The organism is Acinetobacter sp. ANC_7634 (genome assembly GCF_056779875.1).
Genome location: NZ_JBWYIT010000001.1, coordinates 445893 through 466260 on the forward strand (window position 1 = coordinate 445893; position 20368 = coordinate 466260).

20 protein-coding genes, 1 tRNA gene and 1 pseudogene are annotated in these 20368 nt (G+C 39.0%); 7 read left to right on the top strand and 15 right to left on the bottom strand.

The genetic code is table 11. The features are described 5' to 3' along the window. Nucleotides 1-10: 10 nt before the first annotated feature. From purT to AC1M9A_RS02140, 3 genes are all read right to left on the bottom strand, one after another. The gene (purT, locus tag AC1M9A_RS02130) at nt 11-1228 is read right to left on the bottom strand and encodes a formate-dependent phosphoribosylglycinamide formyltransferase (RefSeq protein ID WP_481591144.1); all 1218 of its coding nucleotides are present in this window, start codon (nt 1226-1228) and stop codon (nt 11-13) included. 185 nt (nt 1229-1413) lie between these two features. Continuing rightward, nucleotides 1414-1755 carry an L-valine transporter subunit YgaH gene (ygaH, locus tag AC1M9A_RS02135; RefSeq protein ID WP_179998205.1) on the bottom strand — a complete coding sequence of 114 codons (342 nt, stop codon included), beginning with the start codon at nt 1753-1755 and terminating at the stop codon, nt 1414-1416. Beyond that, on the bottom strand, nt 1752-2480 hold the full coding sequence (locus tag AC1M9A_RS02140) for an AzlC family ABC transporter permease (protein WP_180027874.1): 729 nt from the start codon (nt 2478-2480) through the stop codon (nt 1752-1754). The genes ygaH and AC1M9A_RS02140 overlap by 4 nt, the downstream gene beginning before the upstream one ends. Nucleotides 2481-2605: 125 nt before the next feature. Between AC1M9A_RS02140 and AC1M9A_RS02145 the strand changes: the two genes are divergently transcribed. After that, nucleotides 2606-3088, top strand: a complete 483-nt coding sequence (locus AC1M9A_RS02145; protein WP_481609519.1) for a hypothetical protein — start codon at nt 2606-2608, stop codon at nt 3086-3088. 66 nt (nt 3089-3154) lie between these two features. Here AC1M9A_RS02145 and AC1M9A_RS02150 read toward each other — a convergent pair whose 3' ends face one another. Continuing rightward, nucleotides 3155-3847 carry a Crp/Fnr family transcriptional regulator gene (locus AC1M9A_RS02150; RefSeq protein WP_481594330.1) on the bottom strand — a complete coding sequence of 231 codons (693 nt, stop codon included), beginning with the start codon at nt 3845-3847 and terminating at the stop codon, nt 3155-3157. 99 nt (nt 3848-3946) lie between these two features. On the opposite strand from AC1M9A_RS02150, the gene AC1M9A_RS02155 reads away from it, so the two are divergent. Next, on the top strand, nt 3947-4501 hold the full coding sequence (locus tag AC1M9A_RS02155) for an Mpo1 family 2-hydroxy fatty acid dioxygenase (RefSeq protein ID WP_035264513.1): 555 nt from the start codon (nt 3947-3949) through the stop codon (nt 4499-4501). 62 nt (nt 4502-4563) lie between these two features. Here the strand turns inward: AC1M9A_RS02155 and ychF are convergent, their stop codons facing one another. From ychF to AC1M9A_RS02195, 8 genes are all read right to left on the bottom strand, one after another. Continuing rightward, nucleotides 4564-5655: a redox-regulated ATPase YchF gene (ychF, locus tag AC1M9A_RS02160; protein WP_035264512.1), complete on the bottom strand. Its 1092-nt coding sequence runs from the start codon at nt 5653-5655 to the stop codon at nt 4564-4566. Nucleotides 5656-5778: 123 nt separating this feature from the next. Next, on the bottom strand, nt 5779-6438 hold the full coding sequence (locus AC1M9A_RS02165; protein ID WP_092766235.1) for a methionine ABC transporter permease: 660 nt from the start codon (nt 6436-6438) through the stop codon (nt 5779-5781). Continuing rightward, entirely contained in the window at nt 6419-7489 is a 1071-nt protein-coding gene (locus AC1M9A_RS02170; RefSeq protein ID WP_481609520.1) for a methionine ABC transporter ATP-binding protein, read from the bottom strand. Before AC1M9A_RS02170 ends, AC1M9A_RS02165 begins: the two co-directional genes overlap by 20 nt. An 11-nt stretch (nt 7490-7500) precedes the next feature. Next, nucleotides 7501-8334, bottom strand: a complete 834-nt coding sequence (locus AC1M9A_RS02175) for a MetQ/NlpA family ABC transporter substrate-binding protein (RefSeq protein ID WP_481591139.1) — start codon at nt 8332-8334, stop codon at nt 7501-7503. Between the two features lie 9 nt (nt 8335-8343). After that, nucleotides 8344-9186, bottom strand: coding sequence for a MetQ/NlpA family ABC transporter substrate-binding protein (locus AC1M9A_RS02180; protein WP_481591138.1), 843 nt, complete (start codon nt 9184-9186; stop codon nt 8344-8346). 25 nt (nt 9187-9211) lie between these two features. Next, complete coding sequence (locus tag AC1M9A_RS02185) at nt 9212-10642, bottom strand: LLM class flavin-dependent oxidoreductase (RefSeq protein WP_481609521.1); 1431 nt, start codon at nt 10640-10642, stop codon at nt 9212-9214. Next, nucleotides 10642-11865: an SfnB family sulfur acquisition oxidoreductase gene (locus AC1M9A_RS02190; protein WP_481587041.1), complete on the bottom strand. Its 1224-nt coding sequence runs from the start codon at nt 11863-11865 to the stop codon at nt 10642-10644. The genes AC1M9A_RS02185 and AC1M9A_RS02190 overlap by 1 nt, the downstream gene beginning before the upstream one ends. 9 nt (nt 11866-11874) lie before the next feature. Continuing rightward, entirely contained in the window at nt 11875-13077 is a 1203-nt protein-coding gene (locus AC1M9A_RS02195) for an SfnB family sulfur acquisition oxidoreductase (RefSeq protein ID WP_481608421.1), read from the bottom strand. A 373-nt stretch (nt 13078-13450) separates the two neighbouring features. Here AC1M9A_RS02195 and AC1M9A_RS02200 point away from each other — a divergent pair, with 373 nt between their 5' ends. Beyond that, nucleotides 13451-14215, top strand: coding sequence for a glutathione S-transferase family protein (locus AC1M9A_RS02200; protein ID WP_481587043.1), 765 nt, complete (start codon nt 13451-13453; stop codon nt 14213-14215). 113 nt (nt 14216-14328) lie between these two features. Next, complete coding sequence (locus tag AC1M9A_RS02205) at nt 14329-14799, top strand: Lrp/AsnC family transcriptional regulator (protein ID WP_035264497.1); 471 nt, start codon at nt 14329-14331, stop codon at nt 14797-14799. Nucleotides 14800-14876: 77 nt separating this feature from the next. Here AC1M9A_RS02205 and AC1M9A_RS02210 read toward each other — a convergent pair whose 3' ends face one another. Further along, nucleotides 14877-15626: a YebC/PmpR family DNA-binding transcriptional regulator gene (locus AC1M9A_RS02210; RefSeq protein WP_035264495.1), complete on the bottom strand. Its 750-nt coding sequence runs from the start codon at nt 15624-15626 to the stop codon at nt 14877-14879. Between the two features lie 107 nt (nt 15627-15733). After that, the gene (locus AC1M9A_RS02215) at nt 15734-16300 is read right to left on the bottom strand and encodes a 1-acyl-sn-glycerol-3-phosphate acyltransferase (RefSeq protein WP_171076734.1); all 567 of its coding nucleotides are present in this window, start codon (nt 16298-16300) and stop codon (nt 15734-15736) included. A gap of 328 nt (nt 16301-16628) precedes the next feature. On the opposite strand from AC1M9A_RS02215, the gene AC1M9A_RS02220 reads away from it, so the two are divergent. Further along, nucleotides 16629-16705, top strand: a tRNA-Ile gene (locus tag AC1M9A_RS02220). Between the two features lie 189 nt (nt 16706-16894). Here AC1M9A_RS02220 and AC1M9A_RS02225 read toward each other — a convergent pair. Continuing rightward, nucleotides 16895-17826, bottom strand: a pseudogene (locus AC1M9A_RS02225) (IS5 family transposase). 230 nt (nt 17827-18056) lie between these two features. Between AC1M9A_RS02225 and AC1M9A_RS02230 the strand changes: the two are divergent. Together AC1M9A_RS02230 and AC1M9A_RS02235 are read left to right on the top strand one after the other, a co-directional pair. Then, on the top strand, nt 18057-19814 hold the full coding sequence (locus tag AC1M9A_RS02230) for a ShlB/FhaC/HecB family hemolysin secretion/activation protein (protein WP_481609522.1): 1758 nt from the start codon (nt 18057-18059) through the stop codon (nt 19812-19814). Between the two features lie 11 nt (nt 19815-19825). Continuing rightward, complete coding sequence (locus tag AC1M9A_RS02235; RefSeq protein ID WP_481596953.1) at nt 19826-20341, top strand: toxin-activating lysine-acyltransferase; 516 nt, start codon at nt 19826-19828, stop codon at nt 20339-20341. The last annotated feature ends 27 nt before the right edge of the window (nt 20342-20368 follow it).

Sequence of the window (20368 nt, forward strand, 5' to 3'; positions counted from 1 at the left end):
ACCTATTGAATTATTTGTTTTGATTTACAATTACTTTTGAAGCTGCTTCAGTCGCTAATTCGCGTGCAATGTCAGTTGTTTCAGCACGTGCAGTTGCGACCCCCATACGGCGACGTTTAAAACCTTCAGGTTTACCAAAAAGACGTAAATCGACATTAGGGTTTTGCATAGCAAGATTTACGCCAGAAAATGACAAATTCGTATCATCAACACCTGCATAGATCACAGCGCTTGCAGCAACACTGTGACGTTGCGTGTTCACTGGAAGACCTAAAATCGCACGGGCATGAAGTTCAAATTCACTTTGATATTGAGATGCAAGTGTGACTAATCCAGTGTCATGTGGACGAGGAGAAACTTCACTGAACCAAACTTGATCACCTTTAACGAATAATTCCACACCAAAAATACCGCAACCGCCGAGCGCTACTGTGACTTTATTGGCAATACGTTTTGCTTCATCAAGGGCAGCTGTGCTCATAGGTTGAGGTTGCCAGCTTTCTACATAGTCACCTGCATCTTGACGGTGTCCAATAGGATCGCAGAAGTGCGTTTCGATTTCTCCTGTTTCAGGATTTTTTGCGCGTACTGTGAGTAATGTAATTTCGAAATCAAAATCAATTTGCGATTCTACGATGACAGTACCTTGATTGACACGACCACCTGTTTGAGCATATTCCCAAGCAGCGTCGACTTCATCAAAAGATTTTACGCGTGATTGTCCTTTACCCGATGATGACATCACAGGTTTTACAAAATTTGGATAGCCAATATCATCACATGCTGCACGGAATGATTCCAAACTATTGGCAAAACGATAAGCCGAGGTTGGTAGCCCTAGTTCCTCAGCTGCGAGGCGACGAATTCCTTCACGATTCATGGTGAGATTCACGGCTTTCGCAGAGGGAATAACTACGGCAGTTTTAGCATCTTCGATTTCCACTAAGACTTCAGTGGCAATGGCTTCAATCTCAGGAACAATTAAATGAGGTTGAACTTGTTCAATCAGTTTTTTTAATTCTTTTGGGTCCGCCATATTCAAAGTGTAGGAATGATGAGCAACTTGCATGGCAGGTGCATTGTCATAGCGATCTGCTGCATGTACTTCTACACCTAATCGTTGTAATGATATTACCACCTCTTTACCCAACTCACCTGAACCCAATAATAGAACTTTAAACGCTGAAGATTGAAGTGGAGTACCGAGTGTAATAAGCATTTGATTCATCCGTGCTTGATATTATGGACTTTTAGCATATCAGAACTAAAACCTCTTGAGCGCGATGAATACAAGAAAAAGCAAGAAATTATTTTGATATCGTTTAATTTTTTTATTGATAAAAATTTATAAGCCTTATCCGAGGATCAGGCTTATAAATTTAGAATCTGAATGAATAATACGCGAGAAATATTTTAAAGTGGGAAATAGGTATACACCAAACCGTATGTGAGTGCCGCTGTGAGTGTTGCAGGTACAATCTGTTTAAATTTGAAATATAAACCCGAGAGCACAATAAAACCAATTAACATGGCAACGCTCTTATTGGGTGTTTCTAAGAGCGGCGGTAAAGTCGCGACCACGAGCATTGAACTGATTGCTGCAATACCGATTGATCCAAGGGCGATTTTAAGCCAAAGAGCACCGCGTTTCTGGCGACCTTGTTGTAGTTTCTGAATCACAAAAAAAGGACCAAAGCGTGAGGCGAAATTCGCGATGCCGACTAGAATACCGACACAAATAATTTCTAGATTCATGATTGTTCACCTGTGTGCAAAGGATCATGTTGCTTCAGTACATAATGTTTAAACAAACCAGCCAAAATACCAGAGCTTATGCCAATGAATATCGCTGCGGATAAATCGATAAAGTAACACGAAATAGCAGAAACAATAATGGTGATGGTCACGACAAAGGTATGTTTTTTCTCAAATGCAGCCAATAAAAAGCTCAAGAAAAGTGCAGGTAATAGAAAGTCGAGCGCTGCTTGCAAAAATTGGGGGAGATGACTGACTTGATCTGCAAATAAGCCTCCGAGAAAAGATCCAAGTGCCCAAGACAACCAGCTAAACAGACTCAGACCTAACATCCAAGATTCAGACCATTCTTGACGGCGTTGCGAAAGTTTAATCATGCCTGATGCAAAGACTTCGTCGGTCAAGCCCCATGACCAAATTGCTGTTTTTTTCAGATTGAGTTTATCTTGAATTAAGTTTTGTAAAGCAGGGCCATATAACAAATGTCGAATATCAAGTGCTATTACAGTTAAGGCTGTCATCCAGATAGAAGTGCCACTGCCGAGTAAGGCAACCACCAAAAATTGACTGGCACCTGCATACATCGAACAGGATAAAAATAATGCTTCCCACGCCGTAAATCCAAATTGAGTTGCCGATACACCAAACGCGAATGAAACAGGCAAATAGGTGAAAATGATGGCTTGACTGTCTTTGGCACCTTGCCAAAAACCTGCCGGTGTCATGTGTGGGGAGCTTGATTGGGTCACGATAAACCTAATTGGAGATTGGAACAAAAGGTATAAAACGAGATTGAGTATTCTACCCGAATTTACTAGCATAATGCCGAATAGTTTATTAGAGCGATGTCATGTTTGCGATTCAATCTCCCTTTAAATTAGCTGCATTGACTACATTCCTCATCTTCACTTTGTCCGGTTGTGGTGGTCAGGCAGAAACTGCCGATGAAAAGGTTGAAATTAAAGAAGCACCGAAGTTGACCAATGATGCAACTGAACATGCAAATCATGCTTGGCAATTGATTAATCAGGTTGATCCTATTCTATATCAGGCCAATAAAGCGCTTATACCATCACAAGTACGCGAGCCTGTGCGTCAATTGGTGTTGGATTGGCGTATTAATGTCAAAATGACCGACTCAGTGACTGAAGGGAAATATGCGCTTTGTCGTAAAGCGCTAACAACCATAGATGCTTGGGCACGTGCAATCGTGGAAAATGAGGGCCAGCTCGCACAGCGTCAAGCCAATTATGAACGCGATAAAGCGCAGTGCAAAACTGCAATTGAGCAACCAGAATTAGGAAACACCAAGGCGTATACAAAATTATTTTAAGTGACCCTAGCCACCCCAATACAATGATTAATCCAGGTTTTACTGAAGCACATCATCTTTAGTCGATTAAGTTTGATCGGCTAAAGCTTTAAGTTGATTGAGATTAATCACCTCAATTTTTTTAAATGCAATTTTAATTGCGCCAATTTTTTCTAAATGTTGTAGTTCTTGATTAATGGTCTGTCTTGAGCAGACCAACATTTGTGCCAATTGTTCTTGAGATAGGTTGATGGTGTTTTTTTCAATTTCTTTGAGATTACCGTATCCATTTAAGATAAAGATTAATCTCTGGGCTAAGCGTTGAATAAGGGGTTGTGTTTGAATAGAGACTAACTCCATGAAAGCATAACGGAGTTTATGACTGACCAATTGGGCCAGATAAAACCAAAATTTTGGATATTGTTCTAAAATTAGATCAAGTCCGACACGACTTATTTTGAGGATTTTTGATTTTTTACTGGTAATCGCATGATGAGAGCGGGGCTGTTGATCAATCAATGAAATTTCACCAAACCACATTATGGGATCTGCGATAACTGTCACCGCCTCGCGACCTTCTACGTCAATATGTGCTAAACGAACAGCACCATCAATCACGGCATAAATGCCATCAAATTGATCAGCTTTAGAAAATATCAGTTGCTCTTTGCCATATTCAATGAGCTGTGCATGTTCGAGCATCAGCTGTTGTAGTTCATGATCAAACTGACTAAACCACCAATTATTTTTTAAAAGATAAACGTATTGATTTGAAAGCAAAATTATCCCTTTTATGCTGTTTATTTGTCGTCTAGTCGACAACTTATTGGTTTACATTTATATATAGTGAAGGAAATAGTCAGAAAAAGGAATGATAACATGACTCGTTTAGAGAGCTTGCTTGGACAATATGCAGCTTATCACCTAGATCGTAAAAACGTATTTTCACATTTTATTGGAATTCCCTTGATTGTATTTTCGATCTTGTGTTTTGCAGCCAAAGCGCAATTTACAGTTGCAGGATATCCCATTGATCTTGCAATGTTATTGATCGTCGCATCGGTGATTTATTACTTGAGTTTGGATCTCATTTTTGGGGTAGTGATGGCAGTGCTATTTGCTTTAATTTATCAGCCAGCCACACAAGTAGCAGCTTTAGCGACATCCTCTTGGGTATTGGTAAGTGCTGGATTTTTTATTGTGGGATGGATTATTCAATTTATTGGGCACTATTATGAAAAGAAAAAACCAGCTTTTGTGGATGATCTTGTTGGACTCGCTATAGGTCCTTTATTTGTGGTAGCAGAATTTATATTTCTTATTGGTTTACGTAAGAAACTGGAAGAGAAAGTATTGGTTCGAGCTAAACAATTACGCTATGACATGGACCATAAACACGTAAATCACTCGAGTACTTCAACTCAAAATCCATGATCTCAATCTTTTAAATAATCTTTGCAAAAAAAAAACAGCCTTTCGGCTGTTTTTTTAATGACTTAAACGTTGAAACGGAAATGTAAAACATCACCATCTTGAACGACATAAGTTTTACCTTCAAGACGCCATTTTCCAGCTTCTTTAGCGCCAGCTTCGCCGTTGTATTGAACAAAATCGTCATAGGCAATGCATTCTGCACGAATAAAGCCTTTCTCAAAATCAGTGTGAATCACACCAGCAGCTTGAGGAGCGGTCGCACCAATTTTTACAGTCCAAGCACGGACTTCTTGAACGCCTGCAGTGAAATAAGTCTGTAGGCCAAGTAAGCCATAACCTGCACGAATAACCACGTTAAGACCTGGTTCTTCCATGCCCATCGCTTCTAAGAATTCAGCACGTTCATCATCTTCAAGCAAAGAAATTTCAGCTTCGATTTGGTTGCAAAGCGGAACTACAATGGCATTTTCTTCTGCCGCTAATTTTTTAACAGCATCAAGGTGCGGATTGTTTTCAAAACCATCTTCAGCAACGTTAGCAATATACATTGTTGGTTTAAGGGTTAATAAACCAAAGCCACGAACTAATTTGCGCTCGTCGTCATCAAGATCAGCTGCGCGAGCAGGGCGACCTTCATCAAGTAATGGCTGAATTTTTTCTAGTACAGCTTTTGTTGCAACGGCTTCTTTATCACCACCTTTCGCAGACTTTGCTAAACGTGTAACCGCTTTTGATACTGTTTCTAAATCTGCTAAAGCAAGCTCAGTGTTAATAGTTGCAATGTCATCAAGTGGGTCAATTTTGCCGTTCACGTGAATAACATTTTCGTCTTCAAAACAACGTACTACGTGTGCAATTGCATCAGTTTCACGAATGTTGGCTAAGAATTGGTTCCCTAAACCTTCACCTTTAGAAGCACCAGCAACTAAACCTGCGATGTCTACAAATTCCATTGTGGTTGGAATAACACGTTGAGGTTTAACAATAGCAGTTAATTTATCTAAACGTGGATCTGGAACAGGAACGATGCCGGTGTTTGGTTCAATGGTACAGAATGGGAAGTTTTCTGCAGCAATAGCAGCTTTCGTCAATGCATTGAAAAGTGTAGATTTACCAACGTTCGGCAAGCCGACAATACCGCAATTAAAACCCATGAAAAGACTCACACAGTGTTATTTAAAAATTGTCGGTGATTTTACATCAAAGCCATGACAAAGTCAGGTCATGGCTTGGATGTTTCTCGAAAAGACAGATGAGACTCAATTGAATAGTGTGAATTAGATTTTACGTTTGTCCAAACTATGTGCCAATTGATCACCCAAAGCTTGAATCAGCATGACCAATACGACTAATACAATGATCACCGCCAACATAATTTGCATATCGAAGCGTTGGTAGCCATATCGATAGGCGATGTCACCTAAACCACCCGCACCAATAGCACCCGCAATCGCAGAGGAATTGATCATGGTTACAAGCGTGACAGTAAAACCTGCAACAATACCAGGCAGTGCTTCTGGTAAAAGCACATGCCAAATAATTTGTTTGCGATTACAGCCCATGGCTTGTGCAGCTTCTATGAGTCCATGATCAACTTCTCGTAGACTGACTTCCGCAATACGTGCGAAAAAAGGTGTAGCCGCAATAGTTAAAGGTACAACCGCAGCCCATACCCCATAACTGGTCCCCACAATCAGTCGAGTGAAGGGAATGAGCGCCACCATCAAAATTAGGAAGGGAATAGAGCGCGTAATATTCACCACCCAACCCAAGGCATGATTAATTTTTTTTGACGGATAAATCCCATTTTCTGAGGTATTGACGAGGATCACGGCCATAGGCAAGCCAATGAGAAGTGCTAAAAATGCAGAAATACCGACCATTAATAAAGTATCAATAGTGCCTGTAATTAAAAGATCAATGAGCTGGTTGTGCATAGCCAAGCACCTCGATTTGTGATGTTTTATGGTGGAATTGCTGATGGAGCGTATGCACATCAATATCTAATTGAGGAATACCTACGATGAGTGAGCCAACCAAATGATGTTGAATGGTGTCTACATGGCTTTGATATAAATGCACAGGCAGTGCAATTTTAGAAAGTACATCATTTAAGTTGGGAGGATTTTTCAAATCAGTTGCATAGCTGATTTTCAAAATGGTATGCGTTAAATGTGTAGCTCGCTCTTGATGTAACTGGAATGGCAAATCAAGCTGTTCCAAATTGAGGAGTTCTTGCGTGATTTTCTGCTGGGGACGAGAGAAGACTGACCAAACTTGCCCTGATTCAACGATTTCACCTTGATCAATAACCACCACTTGATCGCAAATTTCACGAATTACCTGCATTTCATGTGTAATGAGAACGATGGTGAGTCCTAATTTTTGATTAATTTCCTTCAGTAAAGATAGAACAACAGATGTGCTTTCTGGATCAAGTGCCGATGTTGCTTCATCGCACAATAGTATTTCAGGTTTACTGACCAATGCGCGGGCAATCCCAACTCGTTGTTTTTGCCCACCCGATAATTGTGATGGATAGTGATGATGCTTTTCAGCTAAACCTACTAGATTTAAAACCTCATCCACACGAGTTTGAATCTCAGCAGCAGGCACTTTTGCGATTTTCAATGGAAGCGCGACATTTTCCCAAACTGTTTTGGCAGATAGTAAATTAAAATGCTGAAAAATCATGCCAATACGCTGGCGTAGGGCGATTAATTCATTGTGATTAAGCTGCCCTAGATCATGTTGATGTATATGAATACTACCATCAGAAATAGTTTCTAACCCATTTAAGGTGCGAATCAATGAAGATTTGCCCGCACCACTTTTGCCGATAATGCCGAAAATTTTTCCTTCGGGAATATCCAAATTAATGTTTTTGAGTGCGTGAACTTGTTTTCCTTGTACATCGTAATACTTATTTAAATGACGAATTGTAATATGGGGTACTGCAAATTCAATGTGTGAACCAAAACTCACCATGATCATTCTCCTTATTTCCAGCCTTCAAACCACAAACCTTGTCCAAAGTCTTTGTCTAGAATCTGACGGACTTTTGCAGAGTTTTGGAAGGTTTCAACCACAGTTTTTAATTTGTCATCCTGATCTTGATAATCTCGACGCGTTACAAACAAAATCGCAAATTTTTTATTAATCGGATCTAATAACAGTGCAGAAGTAGGATCAGCAACTTTTGCCATTTTCAAATAATGAGGAAAACCCATAATTAAGTCAGCTTCATTGTAAGCATGCGCGGTTTGCGGGCCTTCAACTTCAATAATCTTGAGTTTTTTAGGATTACTGATAATGTCTCGGGTGCTGGTGAGCTCATTATTAATATCTTTGACTTGAATTAAGCCTGCACGAGCCAGCAAATTTAAACCACGTGCCATGTTAACTGGATCATTCGGTACGACTACTTTCGCTTGATCAGGTATTTCCTGTAGGGATTGATATTTTTTTGAATAAAGTCCGACATGACTGCCTGAACCTTTCGCAAAAGGCACAAGGTCATAGCCTGTTTCACGCACTGCATTCGCGAGAAAAACACTTTGTTGAAAGAAATTAGCGTCAATATCACCATTTTGCACAGCAACATTGGGTGCTTGCCAGTCTGAAAACTCAATCAACTCGAGATGGATTCCTTGTGCTTTTACATCCTCAGCGACACTTTGCAATAATTCAGCATAGGGTGGGCTAATGCCGATTTTAATCACTTTATCATTTGAGTTTTGACTGATATAACGATATCCCACTAAGGCCGCCAGTACTGCGACGATGATGACTGCAATTTTGATGAATTTAGATGATTGAGTTGAAGTAGACATGAACACTCCTTATTTCCAGCCTTTGAACCATAGTTTTTCACCAATATCCTCATTCAATGCTTGTTTAACTTTGTCTGAGCTTTGATAAATTTGGATAAATTTTTTCAGTTGAGCTGCTTTTTCAGGCTGAGTTTGTTCAAAGTCATCGCGAACAACAAATAAGATGGCATAAAGCGTGTTGTTAATTTCATCCAAAATTAAGGCATCATTTGGATCAATCGTTTGCGCTAAGCGTAGGTACATTGGATAGCTAAATACGAGGTCTGCATCATCTACGGCACGCGCAGTTTGCGGGCCTTCGACTTCAATAAAGTTCAATTTTTTTGGATTGGATTTAATATCTTTCAAGTTGGATAAGTGGTTGTTGGAATCCTTAAGTTGTATTAATCCAGCGTGTTGTAAGAGGAGTAGGGCGCGACCCTGATTCACAGGATCATTTGGCAGTACAACTCGAGCGCCATTTTCAACTTCACTAATCGCTTTATATTTTTTTGAATATAAACCGACATGTGTTCCTGAGCCGATGCCCAAGGGTTTGAGCTTAAAGTTGGTTTCTTTTAACGCATTATTCAAGAAAGGTTGATGCTGAAAATAATTTGCATCAATATCCCCATGATTTAGGGTGATGTTGGGTGTATTCCAATCTGAAAATTCTACCAAACGTACATGAATGCCTTGAGCCTTTGCTTCTTCAATTGCGGCTTGAAGTGGTTTTGCAAAAGGTGGGCTAATACCAATGACAATTTCTTGTTGATCATTTTTTTTCAAAAAGGACCATGCAAATGCTGCAATCACAATAATGGCGATTGCAACGCCGATCCATTTAAGTCGAGAAGACTGAGCTTGTGCCATAGAAAGACCCCTAAAGATTAAAAACTTAAGCAGAATGTTGGTGTATAGAATTTAAATTTGATTGTTGTGTATCTTGGTTTGAACTTGGACATCGGAAATGATGTGCAGGATGTGAATGTGGTAAATGATCTCCCGCATTGAATAGCTTGTGCCTTAAGCTACCCTCAGCATAGGCGGTCTTATAGCGACCGCGATGTTGTAGTTCAGGAATGACATAACGAATAAAATCTTGATGTGACTCTGGAGCGACTGTACGGGCAAGGTTAAAACCATCTAATCCAGAAATATCAATGAATTCGATTAGCTGTTGAGCAACTGTTGCTCCACTGCCAACAAATAAGGGATAACGTCCACCGAGTACATGCTGAGCTTTTAAATCTGCCAAAGTGACTTTGTTTTCCTTAAAGCGCTCATTTACAGAAACGATGCTATTGGTTTTTTTATATGGAATAGCATCCTCATCTTTTAGATGACCTAAGTCTGTTCCGATTGAGCTTGAGAAATGCGCAATGCCAGCTTCAGGACTTGCATATCGAATATATTCCTGCAGTTTTTCTTGCGCTTGTTGATCTGTTTCAGCAGTGACGACAGTGATGCCGGCAAATAATTTAATAGCTGTACCGTGACGACCTTGTGATTGTGTTAATTGGCGAATCTTTTGTGTTTGAGACGCAATTTTTTCAGCGGTATCTCCACCAATAAACATGGCTTCTGCATGCCGAGTGGCAAACTGTAGTCCTTTAGGTGATGTTCCCGCTTGATATAGCACAGGTGTACGTTGCACTGAAGGCGAGACTTGGAAGACGCCGTGACTGTTATACAACTGTCCTTGATGGTGGATCGTATGTACTTTAGTCGGATCGGTAAAAATGCGATTGAGCTTATCTTGGATGACAGCATCATTTTCCCAAGAGCCTTCCCAAAATTTGTAGCAGAGTTCTAAAAATTCTTCAGCTTGTTCATAACGTAAATCATGATCTTTCAGTCCTTGCTGACCGACCAATCGCGCTGCGCTATCCAAATAGCCTGTGACGATATTCCATCCCAAACGTCCTTGGGTCAGATGATCCAGACTCGCGAAGCGACGAGCAAATTGATAAGGAGATTCATAACTTAAGTTCACTGTAATACCGAAACCCAAATGCTGTGTGACGGCTGCCATTGCAGACACCAGCGTGCTTGGATCATGGCTCGGCAGTTGAATTGATTCTTTCAAGGTTAGATCAATGCCATTTTGATAGACATCGTAAACGCCAGTAATATCGGCAATGAATAATCCATCGAAAAGACCTTCCTCTAAAGTTTGAGCAAGTTCTGTCCAATAACTTAATTCATTAAATCGGTAGGATTGATCACGTGGGTGTGTCCAAAGCCCATGGTTGATATGACCTACACAATTCATATCAAATGCATTGAACAGGATCTGTTTTTGAGGTTTCGATTGAATTTTTGTCATTACAGCGTACCTCGTCTTGGGGGGAATACGCCGTTTAAAACATAATTGGCTATGAAGAAATATTTCCAACGCGCTGGATCATGCAAGGTATGAACACGTGCGTTTCTCCAGTATCGGTCAAGATTATCTTGTCGTTGACTTCCACGACTACCAGCCAGTTCAATCAGTTTTGACGAGACTTTTAGTGCAGTCTCGGTACTGTGTGCACGTGCTTTAGCCACTTGAATAGAAGCATGTGCAACTGAATGTTCTGAAGGGGAGACTTTGGCATCTTGAACCGCTTGCGCTGCTTGTTTTAGTAGTAACTCGGTGGCCTTGACGTCTGTTGCAATTCGACCAATTTCGTATAGTGTCAAAGGGTCTTGAGTGGCATGTTCAACTTTTGCATCTATCCAAGGGCGTGCTTGACGAACGCGTATTAATGTTTCTTCAAAAGCAGCTCGAGCAATGCCTGTTTCAATTGAGGCATGAATAATTTGTGCAAATGGACCTGAAATGGTGGCAGTTGAATAAGCCAAATCAAAAGGGACTATATCCTCTGGGTCAATCTGTACATTTTCAAATTTAACAGTCCCACTGCCTGTGGTACGTTGACCAAATCCACTCCAGTCATCTAATAGGCTTAAGCCTTCGCTATCATATGGAACAAAGACTAGAAACTGGCGCTCTTGTTCATCACTAGCAAGGGTTGGAATACGGTGAGCGAATAGACTGCCAGTGCAATAAAATTTTTCTCCATTGAGGACATAACCATTTTCGACTTGTCTTAAAGAGGTATGGCGTTGTGCTGCATTTTTAGTTTTAAACTCAGCCAAGGCATTTCCAAAGCGAGCACCTTGTAAAACTTCAGTAAATAAACGTCTTTTTTGAGCCTCAGACCCAGTATTCCTCAAAATTTCAAGTGCATAGAAATGATTTTGTGGAATTTGTCCGATAGAGCCATCAACACCACTCATTAATGCGATGATTTTTGTCAGTGTATGAATAGAAACATCGGCACCGCCATATTGTTGAGGTACTGTAATGGCCCATAAGCCAGATTGACTGTACGCTTCGATTTCTTCATGAGGAAGCTCACGATTTAAATCTCGTTCAGATGCACGGTACTTAAACTTTTCTGCAAGTTCGTGTGCGACTTTTAATGCTTCTTCATCAGAGCGAATAATATGCGCTGGTCTATAACTGCCTGATTCTTGGATCTCTAAAGCTTGTAAAGATGACATGATGACTCCTTAAATCCAGGCATGACGTGCAGGAAAAGTATGGTTTAAGTAATACGAACCCAGCGCGTGAAGTTTCCAGCGAATAGGATCATGAAGGGTATGTACACGTGCATTTCGCCAGTGTTGATCAAAATTATGGACATTGAGGCTGGCGCGACTTCCCCCGAGCTCAATCAACTTTTCTGAGATATGCAGTGCAGCATCATTGGCATAGACTTTAGCTTCAGCAACTTTGATCGAAGCTTCAGCAATCTGTTCATCAGAGAGTTGTTCAACTACATTGAGTGAATCTAAATAATCAGCTGCTTCATCAAGCAAAAGAATGGCGGCATCTAACAAAACATTAGCTTTGCCAACTTCTTGTAAGGTGAAATACTCATCACTGGCACGCTCAACTTGTGCATCCACAATTGGGCGTGCTTTACGGATCGCAAACAACATGTCCTCAAATGCTGCTTCAGCAATACCAACATCGATAGCCACTTGCATCAGCTGTGAAAACGCGCCTCTAAAATTAGGGACGTCCAATAATTTTCTTTCATCAAAAATCAGTAATGGATCAACTTCAACATGGTCTAAAATCACTGTGCCACTTGAAGTGGTACGTTGACCAAATCCATCCCAGTCATTGATGACTTCGATACCAGTGGATTCACGGTTCACTAAAATTAAAACCACGTGACCTTCAGGGTGTATGGCTTTGATGGCTAACCAATGTGCAAATGAACTGCCTGTAGAATAGAATTTTTTTCCTGAAACTCGATATTTCCCATCCTCCAAAACAAGGTGTGTGTCTAAAGTCTTGGTATCTTTGGTATGTCGTTCTGGCCCCCCATTGGCAAGACGCTTACCTTTTAAAATTTCGTTGAAAATAAATTGCTTTTGTTCATCGCTTCCCATGATGTTGATCATATTGAGCAATGCAATTTGATTTTGTGGAATTTGCCCTAAACTTGAATCCGCTTTATTTAGAATACGAAATACTTGGGCAAGGGTACGATGAGATACTTCAGCACCGCCATATACGTGGGGGATGCGTAAGCCTCCTAAACCTTTTTGGCTGAATAATTCAATTTCTGCAAATGGTAAAGCTCGTTGTTGGTCACGCTGATTGCGACCTTCGAGCGCATAATCAGCAACATGATAGGCTGCATGAATGGCATCTTGATCATTTTCAATAACATGAACATTTTCAGTAATTAAACGAGACATAGATCAATTCCTCTTTGAGGAGATATACGCTACGCCCATAGAATATTTTTTTTAAATGCTGGTTTTCGTTGAACTATTCAAAAAAAATGCTTAAGACAAATATAGATATCGATTGAAAAATATTAGAAAACTTAAAATTTTGATTAATAATGAATTTTAATAAATTTCAGTGCTCTAAACACGTTGAATTCATTTAGACTTTGCAATAAAAAAGATAAAGATTTGCTAAACATTTATAATTTAACGGATTCATATTTCCAAAAATAACAATTTAAGTTGCAATTGATGCATTATCACATTGTGTTTTGGCATAGGGTTGCATAAAGTAAGCAAAACAATAAATCCTATGATTGATCAAGACTTCGGAGATTTTATGCGCATCCTTTACCAGTTTCCTTTATCTCACTTTTGTGAAAAAGCTCGCTGGTTACTTGATCATAAGGAATTGGATTATGTTGCTCAAAATATGATTCCGGGCGTACATCGTGCATTCGCAAAATTAAAAACAGGTCAAAACTCTCTGCCGATATTACGTGATAAAGAAAAGTGGATTGCAGATTCAACCCAAATTGCCCTGTATTTGGATGATGTCTATCCAGAGCATTCATTGCTCAGATCAGATTTAAAGTTAAGAAAAAAAGCAATTGAAATTAATGACCTGAGCAATCAATTGGGCGTATCAGTGAGGCGGTGGGGGCTTGCTCAAGCTTTATCTGAAAGTGATGAGCCGCTAGAAATCATGATTGGTGAAAAAGGATATCTGAGAAAATTTCAAAAGATCAGTAAGCCACTTATTAAAACTTTAGTTTCAACCAGCTATCAACTCGATGATGAACAAGTTTCACTTGCTAAAGAAAACATGCATGAAATTATTTTGCAGTTAAATGATCAATTGATTCACAATCAATCTCGATATTTGGTAGGAGATCGTTTAGGTTTGGCAGATATCGCCGTTTGTTCAATGCTTGCTCCACTACTCGAGATTTCTGGTACACCTTGGGAAAGAGAATATCATCAGCCAGTTTCATCTGAATTTGTGGAATATCAAAATCAATTGCTTGATTTGCCGATAGGACAATATGTTAAACGTATTTATGCCAATGAACGAAATGCGCGGGTAGATTGGCGCGGGATATAACAGAGCATATTTTCTGTTATGTTGTCTAATTAGTTAATTTATTTTCATTTGAATCGATATTTTTGAAAAAATAACGCATAATCATTTTGTGTCATGAAAATATTGAGAAGAAGATGGAATTAGATCGTTACGATAAACAAATTTTAGAAATTCTTACGCATGAAGATTTGAATCTGAACGAGCTTTCGGAGCGTATTAACCTGTCTGTAAGTTCAGTGCACCGTCGTATTAAACATCTCATCGAAACCAATATCATGACAAATTTAAAGCGTGATATTAACTATCAAAAATTGGGGTTTAATTTACATGTGTTGTTACAAGTATCATTGAGTAAGCATGACTCAGATACTTTTGCAAAATTTTTAGATGAACTTAAAAGTATTCCTGAAGTGATCAATGCTTTTTTAGTCACAGGGCAATCTGCTGATTTTATTATAGAAGTTGTTGCTCGTGATATGGAAAATTATAGCCAGATTTTGTTACAGCGAATTGGTAAAATTGATCATGTTGTGGCATTGCATTCAAGTTTTGTCATTAAAGAATATGATGTATTTAACTGTCATGGTTTATTGAGTAAAGCATAATTCAAGCTTGCAAAAAAAGACGCCTTTCAATTAAAAAAACGCACCAGAAGGTGCGTTTTTTTAATTCTGAATATGGATTAAGCATCCAATTGCGCTAAAACCTCTTCAGAGAACTCAACGTTGGTATATACGTTTTGTACATCATCTAAATCTTCAAGCATATCAATCATTTTCATGATTTTTTTCGCTTGATCGATATCTGTGATTTCTGCTTTAGTTGAAGGGTTCATCACCACTTCTGCATTGTCAGATTTTAAACCTGCAGCCGCTAAAGCATCTTGCACTGTACCAAAAGACTCTGGTGTGGTGATCACAAGAATTTCATCTTCTGTCACTTCAATGTCTTCTGCACCAGCTTCCAACGCAACGTCCATAATTTGGTCTTCTAAAGAAACATCTTCAAAAGTAATTTCACCACGTTTAGTGAAAAGGAAAGCAACAGAGCCGTTAGTACCTAAGTTACCATCTGTTTTAGAGAAGCAGTGACGAACATCTGGTACGGTACGGTTTAAGTTATCAGTCATTGTCTCAACAATAACGGCTACACCACCAACACCATAACCTTCGTATGTGACTTCTTTTAAATCATCATTGTCTTCACCACCAGCACCACGCTGAATGGCACGGTTGATGACATCACGAGTCATGTTAACGGACAATGCTTTTTCAACAACTGCACGAAGACGTGGGTTGCTTGCTGCATCTGGACCACCGAGTTTTGCAGCTGTAACAATTTCACGAATATATTTTGTGAAAACTTTACCACGACTAGCATCTTGTTTAGCTTTACGATGCTTAATATTGGCCCACTTGGAATGACCCGCCATGCGAAATATGCTCCTTGTAGATTGGCCTTATGCCTAATCAAATCTGCGAAATTCTACCATAAGGGCTTTTTTTTAATAAAGACCCTTATTTTAGCAATTGATCAAGATCAGGCTTTATTCTTCGGTTCAGGAATAATAATGTCTAAACCTGTATGTTCCTTATAAAGTTCCTGAATCAATTTCAAATCATGATCCAACTCTGATGGCATGATTTTGCCAAAAATTCCGCCTTGTTTGGTTTTTTGGTTTACAAACAAGAAAACGATAGGGACGTTTGCGGCTTTTGCGATATGCCAAAAACCGGTGCGGATCGGTTTACGTTGTTCACCATTTTTCGCACGAGTCGCTTCAGGCGCAATCACGAGATTAAATTTGTCATTGGAGTTGAAGAGTTCAACCATTTGCGCCACGATATCTTTATTTGAGTGACGGTCAACTGGAATACCACCAACCCCTTCTAGAATTGGCTTAAAAGGTCCTTTGAATAGTTCTTTTTTAATTAGTGTGTGAATCGGGATATCATGGATTTGAAACAGTGCGATTGAGAGTACAGCATCCATCATCGTGGTATGTTCAAAACCGATAATGACTTGTTTATCACCAAGAACATTCGGTTCAACATGATATTTGACACCAGCAAGTTTAAATGCCATTTCGGCAATGTGTTTTTTCATGATTCACAGAGATATTTGAATTTTATATGGCAGAGTTTCTTACTTCATTTTAAAAAATTCAATCCCTTTAGTAATAAATTATAGAAAAATTGACTACTAAATTTAGATTTTATCTGCAAACTTTACATCCTCGACGCTTACCAAAAATTCATAATTTTTCACATATTTGTGACTGAAATTCTATACATGATCAAGATCGTACGTGATTTGTAAACTGCGATGAATAAATTTTGGTCAAGCTGAAGATAAAAAAATGAAAAACCTTGTTTTTGAATTTGATATTGGCTAGTATTCTGATTCGAAAATACTTGAGAAATCAGTATTTATAGGGCCTATAGCTCAGTTGGTTAGAGCAGCGGACTCATAATCCGTTGGTCGACAGTTCAAGTCTGTCTGGGCCCACCAAATTTTATACTTATATAGCTTTATATAAGATCCGAACCCTTAATTCTAAAAGAGTTAAGGGTTTTTTATTGCTTTGTTTAACGTCATATAACTTCATATGGGAACACGCTCTGTGTATCCTTGTTTGTATCCTAAATGGCTTTGTTGCACAAAGATTTGAAAGGCAAAGAGCCCCTAATTGAGCCAAATTTAAGGCGTAACTTGGGTAAGTGGTCGACCTAATTCCGTAAATCTGTTGAGGACCGCTACACGTGCATGAACCTCATTGACTTGGCTATCAAAGCTCCTTGCACTTAGTTTATCTCCTAATAATTTGATGCATTGCATTTTAGTCTCAACCAAACTTCTGCGATGATAGCCTGACCATTTTTTCCATAGAGTCCTACCTAAACGATTAACTGTTTGAAGTAATTCATTTCGCTCTAGCGAGCTGCTCTTTGTATCTTTCCATGGTTTCGCATTTTTTCTAGGTGGAATCACCGCATGCGCTTGCCGATCTGCAATGGCCTGACGGCATTGCTTGGTGTCATAAGTTTTATCGGTATAAACAGAGTCAATCTGCTCATCTTGTGGAATCTGATCTGTAAATCACCAAGTACCTGTGAATCACTGATATTATTGGTTGTGAGCTGAATAGCTCGTATTTGAAGAGTTTCAGCATCTATAGCAATATGTAGCTTACGCCATTGGCGACGATATTCAGGTCCATGTTTTTTGCGTTTCCATTCACCCTCACCTAGAAACTTCAAGCCTGTAGAGTCCATGAGTAGATGCAGCCCATAGCTACTTTTTTGGTAGCTGATTGCAATATCAATATACTTTTGTCTTCTACAAAGCGTACTGTAATCTGGCGCTGTCCAATTTAATCCGCAAAGTTTAATCAGACTTTGCACAAAGCCAGTGACCATACGTAAAGACAGATGGAATAAGGATTTAATCATTAAGCTGAATTGGATGGCTGCGTCGGAGTAGGTTTGATTTCGTCCTTGTTTGCCTTTTGATAGAGCATACCATTGCGTAGTAGGATCAAACCAAATGGCAATATTTCCGCGATTAATGAGTGCTCGGTTATATGCGGGCCAATTGGTTGTGCGGTAGATTTTGTGTGTAGGCTTCTTAATTTGAAAATTATATGGCTGAAGAAGCCCTTAAGAATAGCTTTCTGCAACAAAGCCCCTCTAAGCTAAGAATATTTTAAAATGATGCTATTACGAATAAAAATCAATTAAAGATTTAAAATTATTATAAGAATCATTTGATTATAAATATCTATTAAACAAAGGGTTTACAGATGTTGTAAAATAAACTTTTAATTGTTAGATTTATCGCAAATTTAATACAAAGTGACAACATGTTTACAGAAAAATTATTGTTCAAGGGGATACTTCTAAGTATTGGTGGAGGGATATTTATTTCATCTGCACATGCACAAAATTTTGACCCTGCGATTGATGGACTTATACGAAATCAAGAACGCCAAGCAGAATTAGAAAAAATCATACAACCTTCAGCAGATGTAAATTTAGATGCTGTACGCCAAAAAGAAAGCTTGAAACTTCACGAAATAAAAGAAGAAAAATGTTTTGATATTAATGAAGTAAAACTCAATGGTGAAATGAGTAATAAGTTTAGTAAATACTTAACACAAGCTTTAAAAGAACTCGAATTTAAGTCTGGCATGTGTATAGGTGAGCAAGCTGTTAATTTGCTCATGACTAAAACACAAAACATCATTATTGGTCGTGGCTATACCACAACACGTATTTTGGTAGCCCCACAAAACCTAAGTACGAGTAGGTTAGAACTGACTGTTATTCCTGGTTTGGTTCGAGAAATCAAACTCGATTTAAGTGATGAAGATAATACCCGCGCCGGCCGAATTCAATATGCGAAAAACATATTCCCAATTAAAAATGGTGATGTGCTGAATCTACGAGATTTAGAACAAGGCTTAGAAAATTTAAAACGTGTGCCTACTACAGAGGCTGATATTCAAATTGTCCCTGCTGATGCACCGAATCAGAGTGATGTCATCGTCAAATGGAAACAAAGAAAAATTCCAATCCGTGTGACTCTAAGTGCGGATGATGCAGGAAGTCGCCAAACAGGTAAATATCAAGGTAATATAACAGTCTCGTTAGATAACCCTTTATTCCGAAGTGATTTATTTTATATCACAGTTGGTCGCAACTTAGCGGATCAACAAAAAATCACAGATCAGCATGGTACGACTGTAGAAAGTGGTACTAATAACTATTCACTGCATTACTCAGTACCGTATAAAAACTGGCTCATTAGTGCTAATGCAAGCCAATACAACTACGACCAAGCCGTTGCCGGAGCGAATAACGTCTATAACTACAATGGTGAAAGTAAAACACAAGATCTAGGTGTAACACGATTGTTATATCGCGATGCGAAAAGAAAAACTTCAGTAAGCTTTAAAGGTTGGCATCGAGAATCAAAAAGCTTCATTGATGATGCAGAGGTGAGCATTCAAAGACGTGATGTTTCAGGCTGGCAATTCAATATAGATCATCGAGAATATATAAAATCATCGGTACTTGATTTGAGTCTTGGGTATAAACGCGGGACAGGTGCTTTTAGTGCTTTACGTGCCCCGGAAGAAGCCTTTGATGAAGGTTCTTCACGCATGAAAATTTGGACATTAGATGCCAATCTAAATGTCCCATTTCAATTTGAAAAACAAAACTATAACTACTCAAGTTCAATCAGAGCACAGTACAACGATACACCATTAACCATGCAAGATCGTATGTCAATTGGTGGGCGTTATACAGTACGTGGTTTTGACGGGAACATGACTTTAGCTGCTGACCGTGGTTATTACTGGCGTAATGATTTAGCGATGTCAATTTTCCCAGCACACCAATTTTATATTGCATTAGATGCAGGGCATGTCGATGGACAGTCAGCAGAATTGCTACTGGGTAAAACCTTAATTGGTGGTGCAATGGGTTTCAGAGGACAGTTCAAAGTCGGTGGGAATTTCTATTATGACGTATTTGCAGGTAAGCCGATTAAGAAGCCTGAGTACTTTCAAAATTATGACATGAACTATGGTTTTAGTGTGAATTACTCATTCTAGTTGAGGCCATTATGAAAATTGGAAATATTAGTTTAATTGCACCATCACATTACCCTCATGAGCATTGGAGTGAAGCTGAAGTATTGGGTTCATTGATGTGGTTATGGCAATACGTGCCCAGCTTAAAGGATGCACCCTTAAGTTACTTAATGACGAGAGTTGTGCCTTATATACAGAATAAGCAATTTGTTGTGTGTGTTGAAAATGGTCGAGTCATTGGCTATGTCAGTTGGGCATTTTTAAATAATGAAACTGAAAAAAAATATATACAAAGCCAAGGGCTACCGTTGTCAATCAATGAAAGTAACAGTGGTGATCGTTTATGGATTATAGATTGGTTTAGTCCATTTGGCCGTAGTAAAACAATGAAGAATCTAGTCGCACAACAACTGTTTCCTAAAAATGGTATGAGATCGCTTTATCACAGAGGTAGAGAGACAGGTTTAAGAGTTATGACATTCAAAGGCGATTTAATGAGTGAGCAAGATTTTAACGATTGGCAAAACAAATACGCACTTGCTGAATAATTTATTTAAAAGATTAAAGAATAGGTA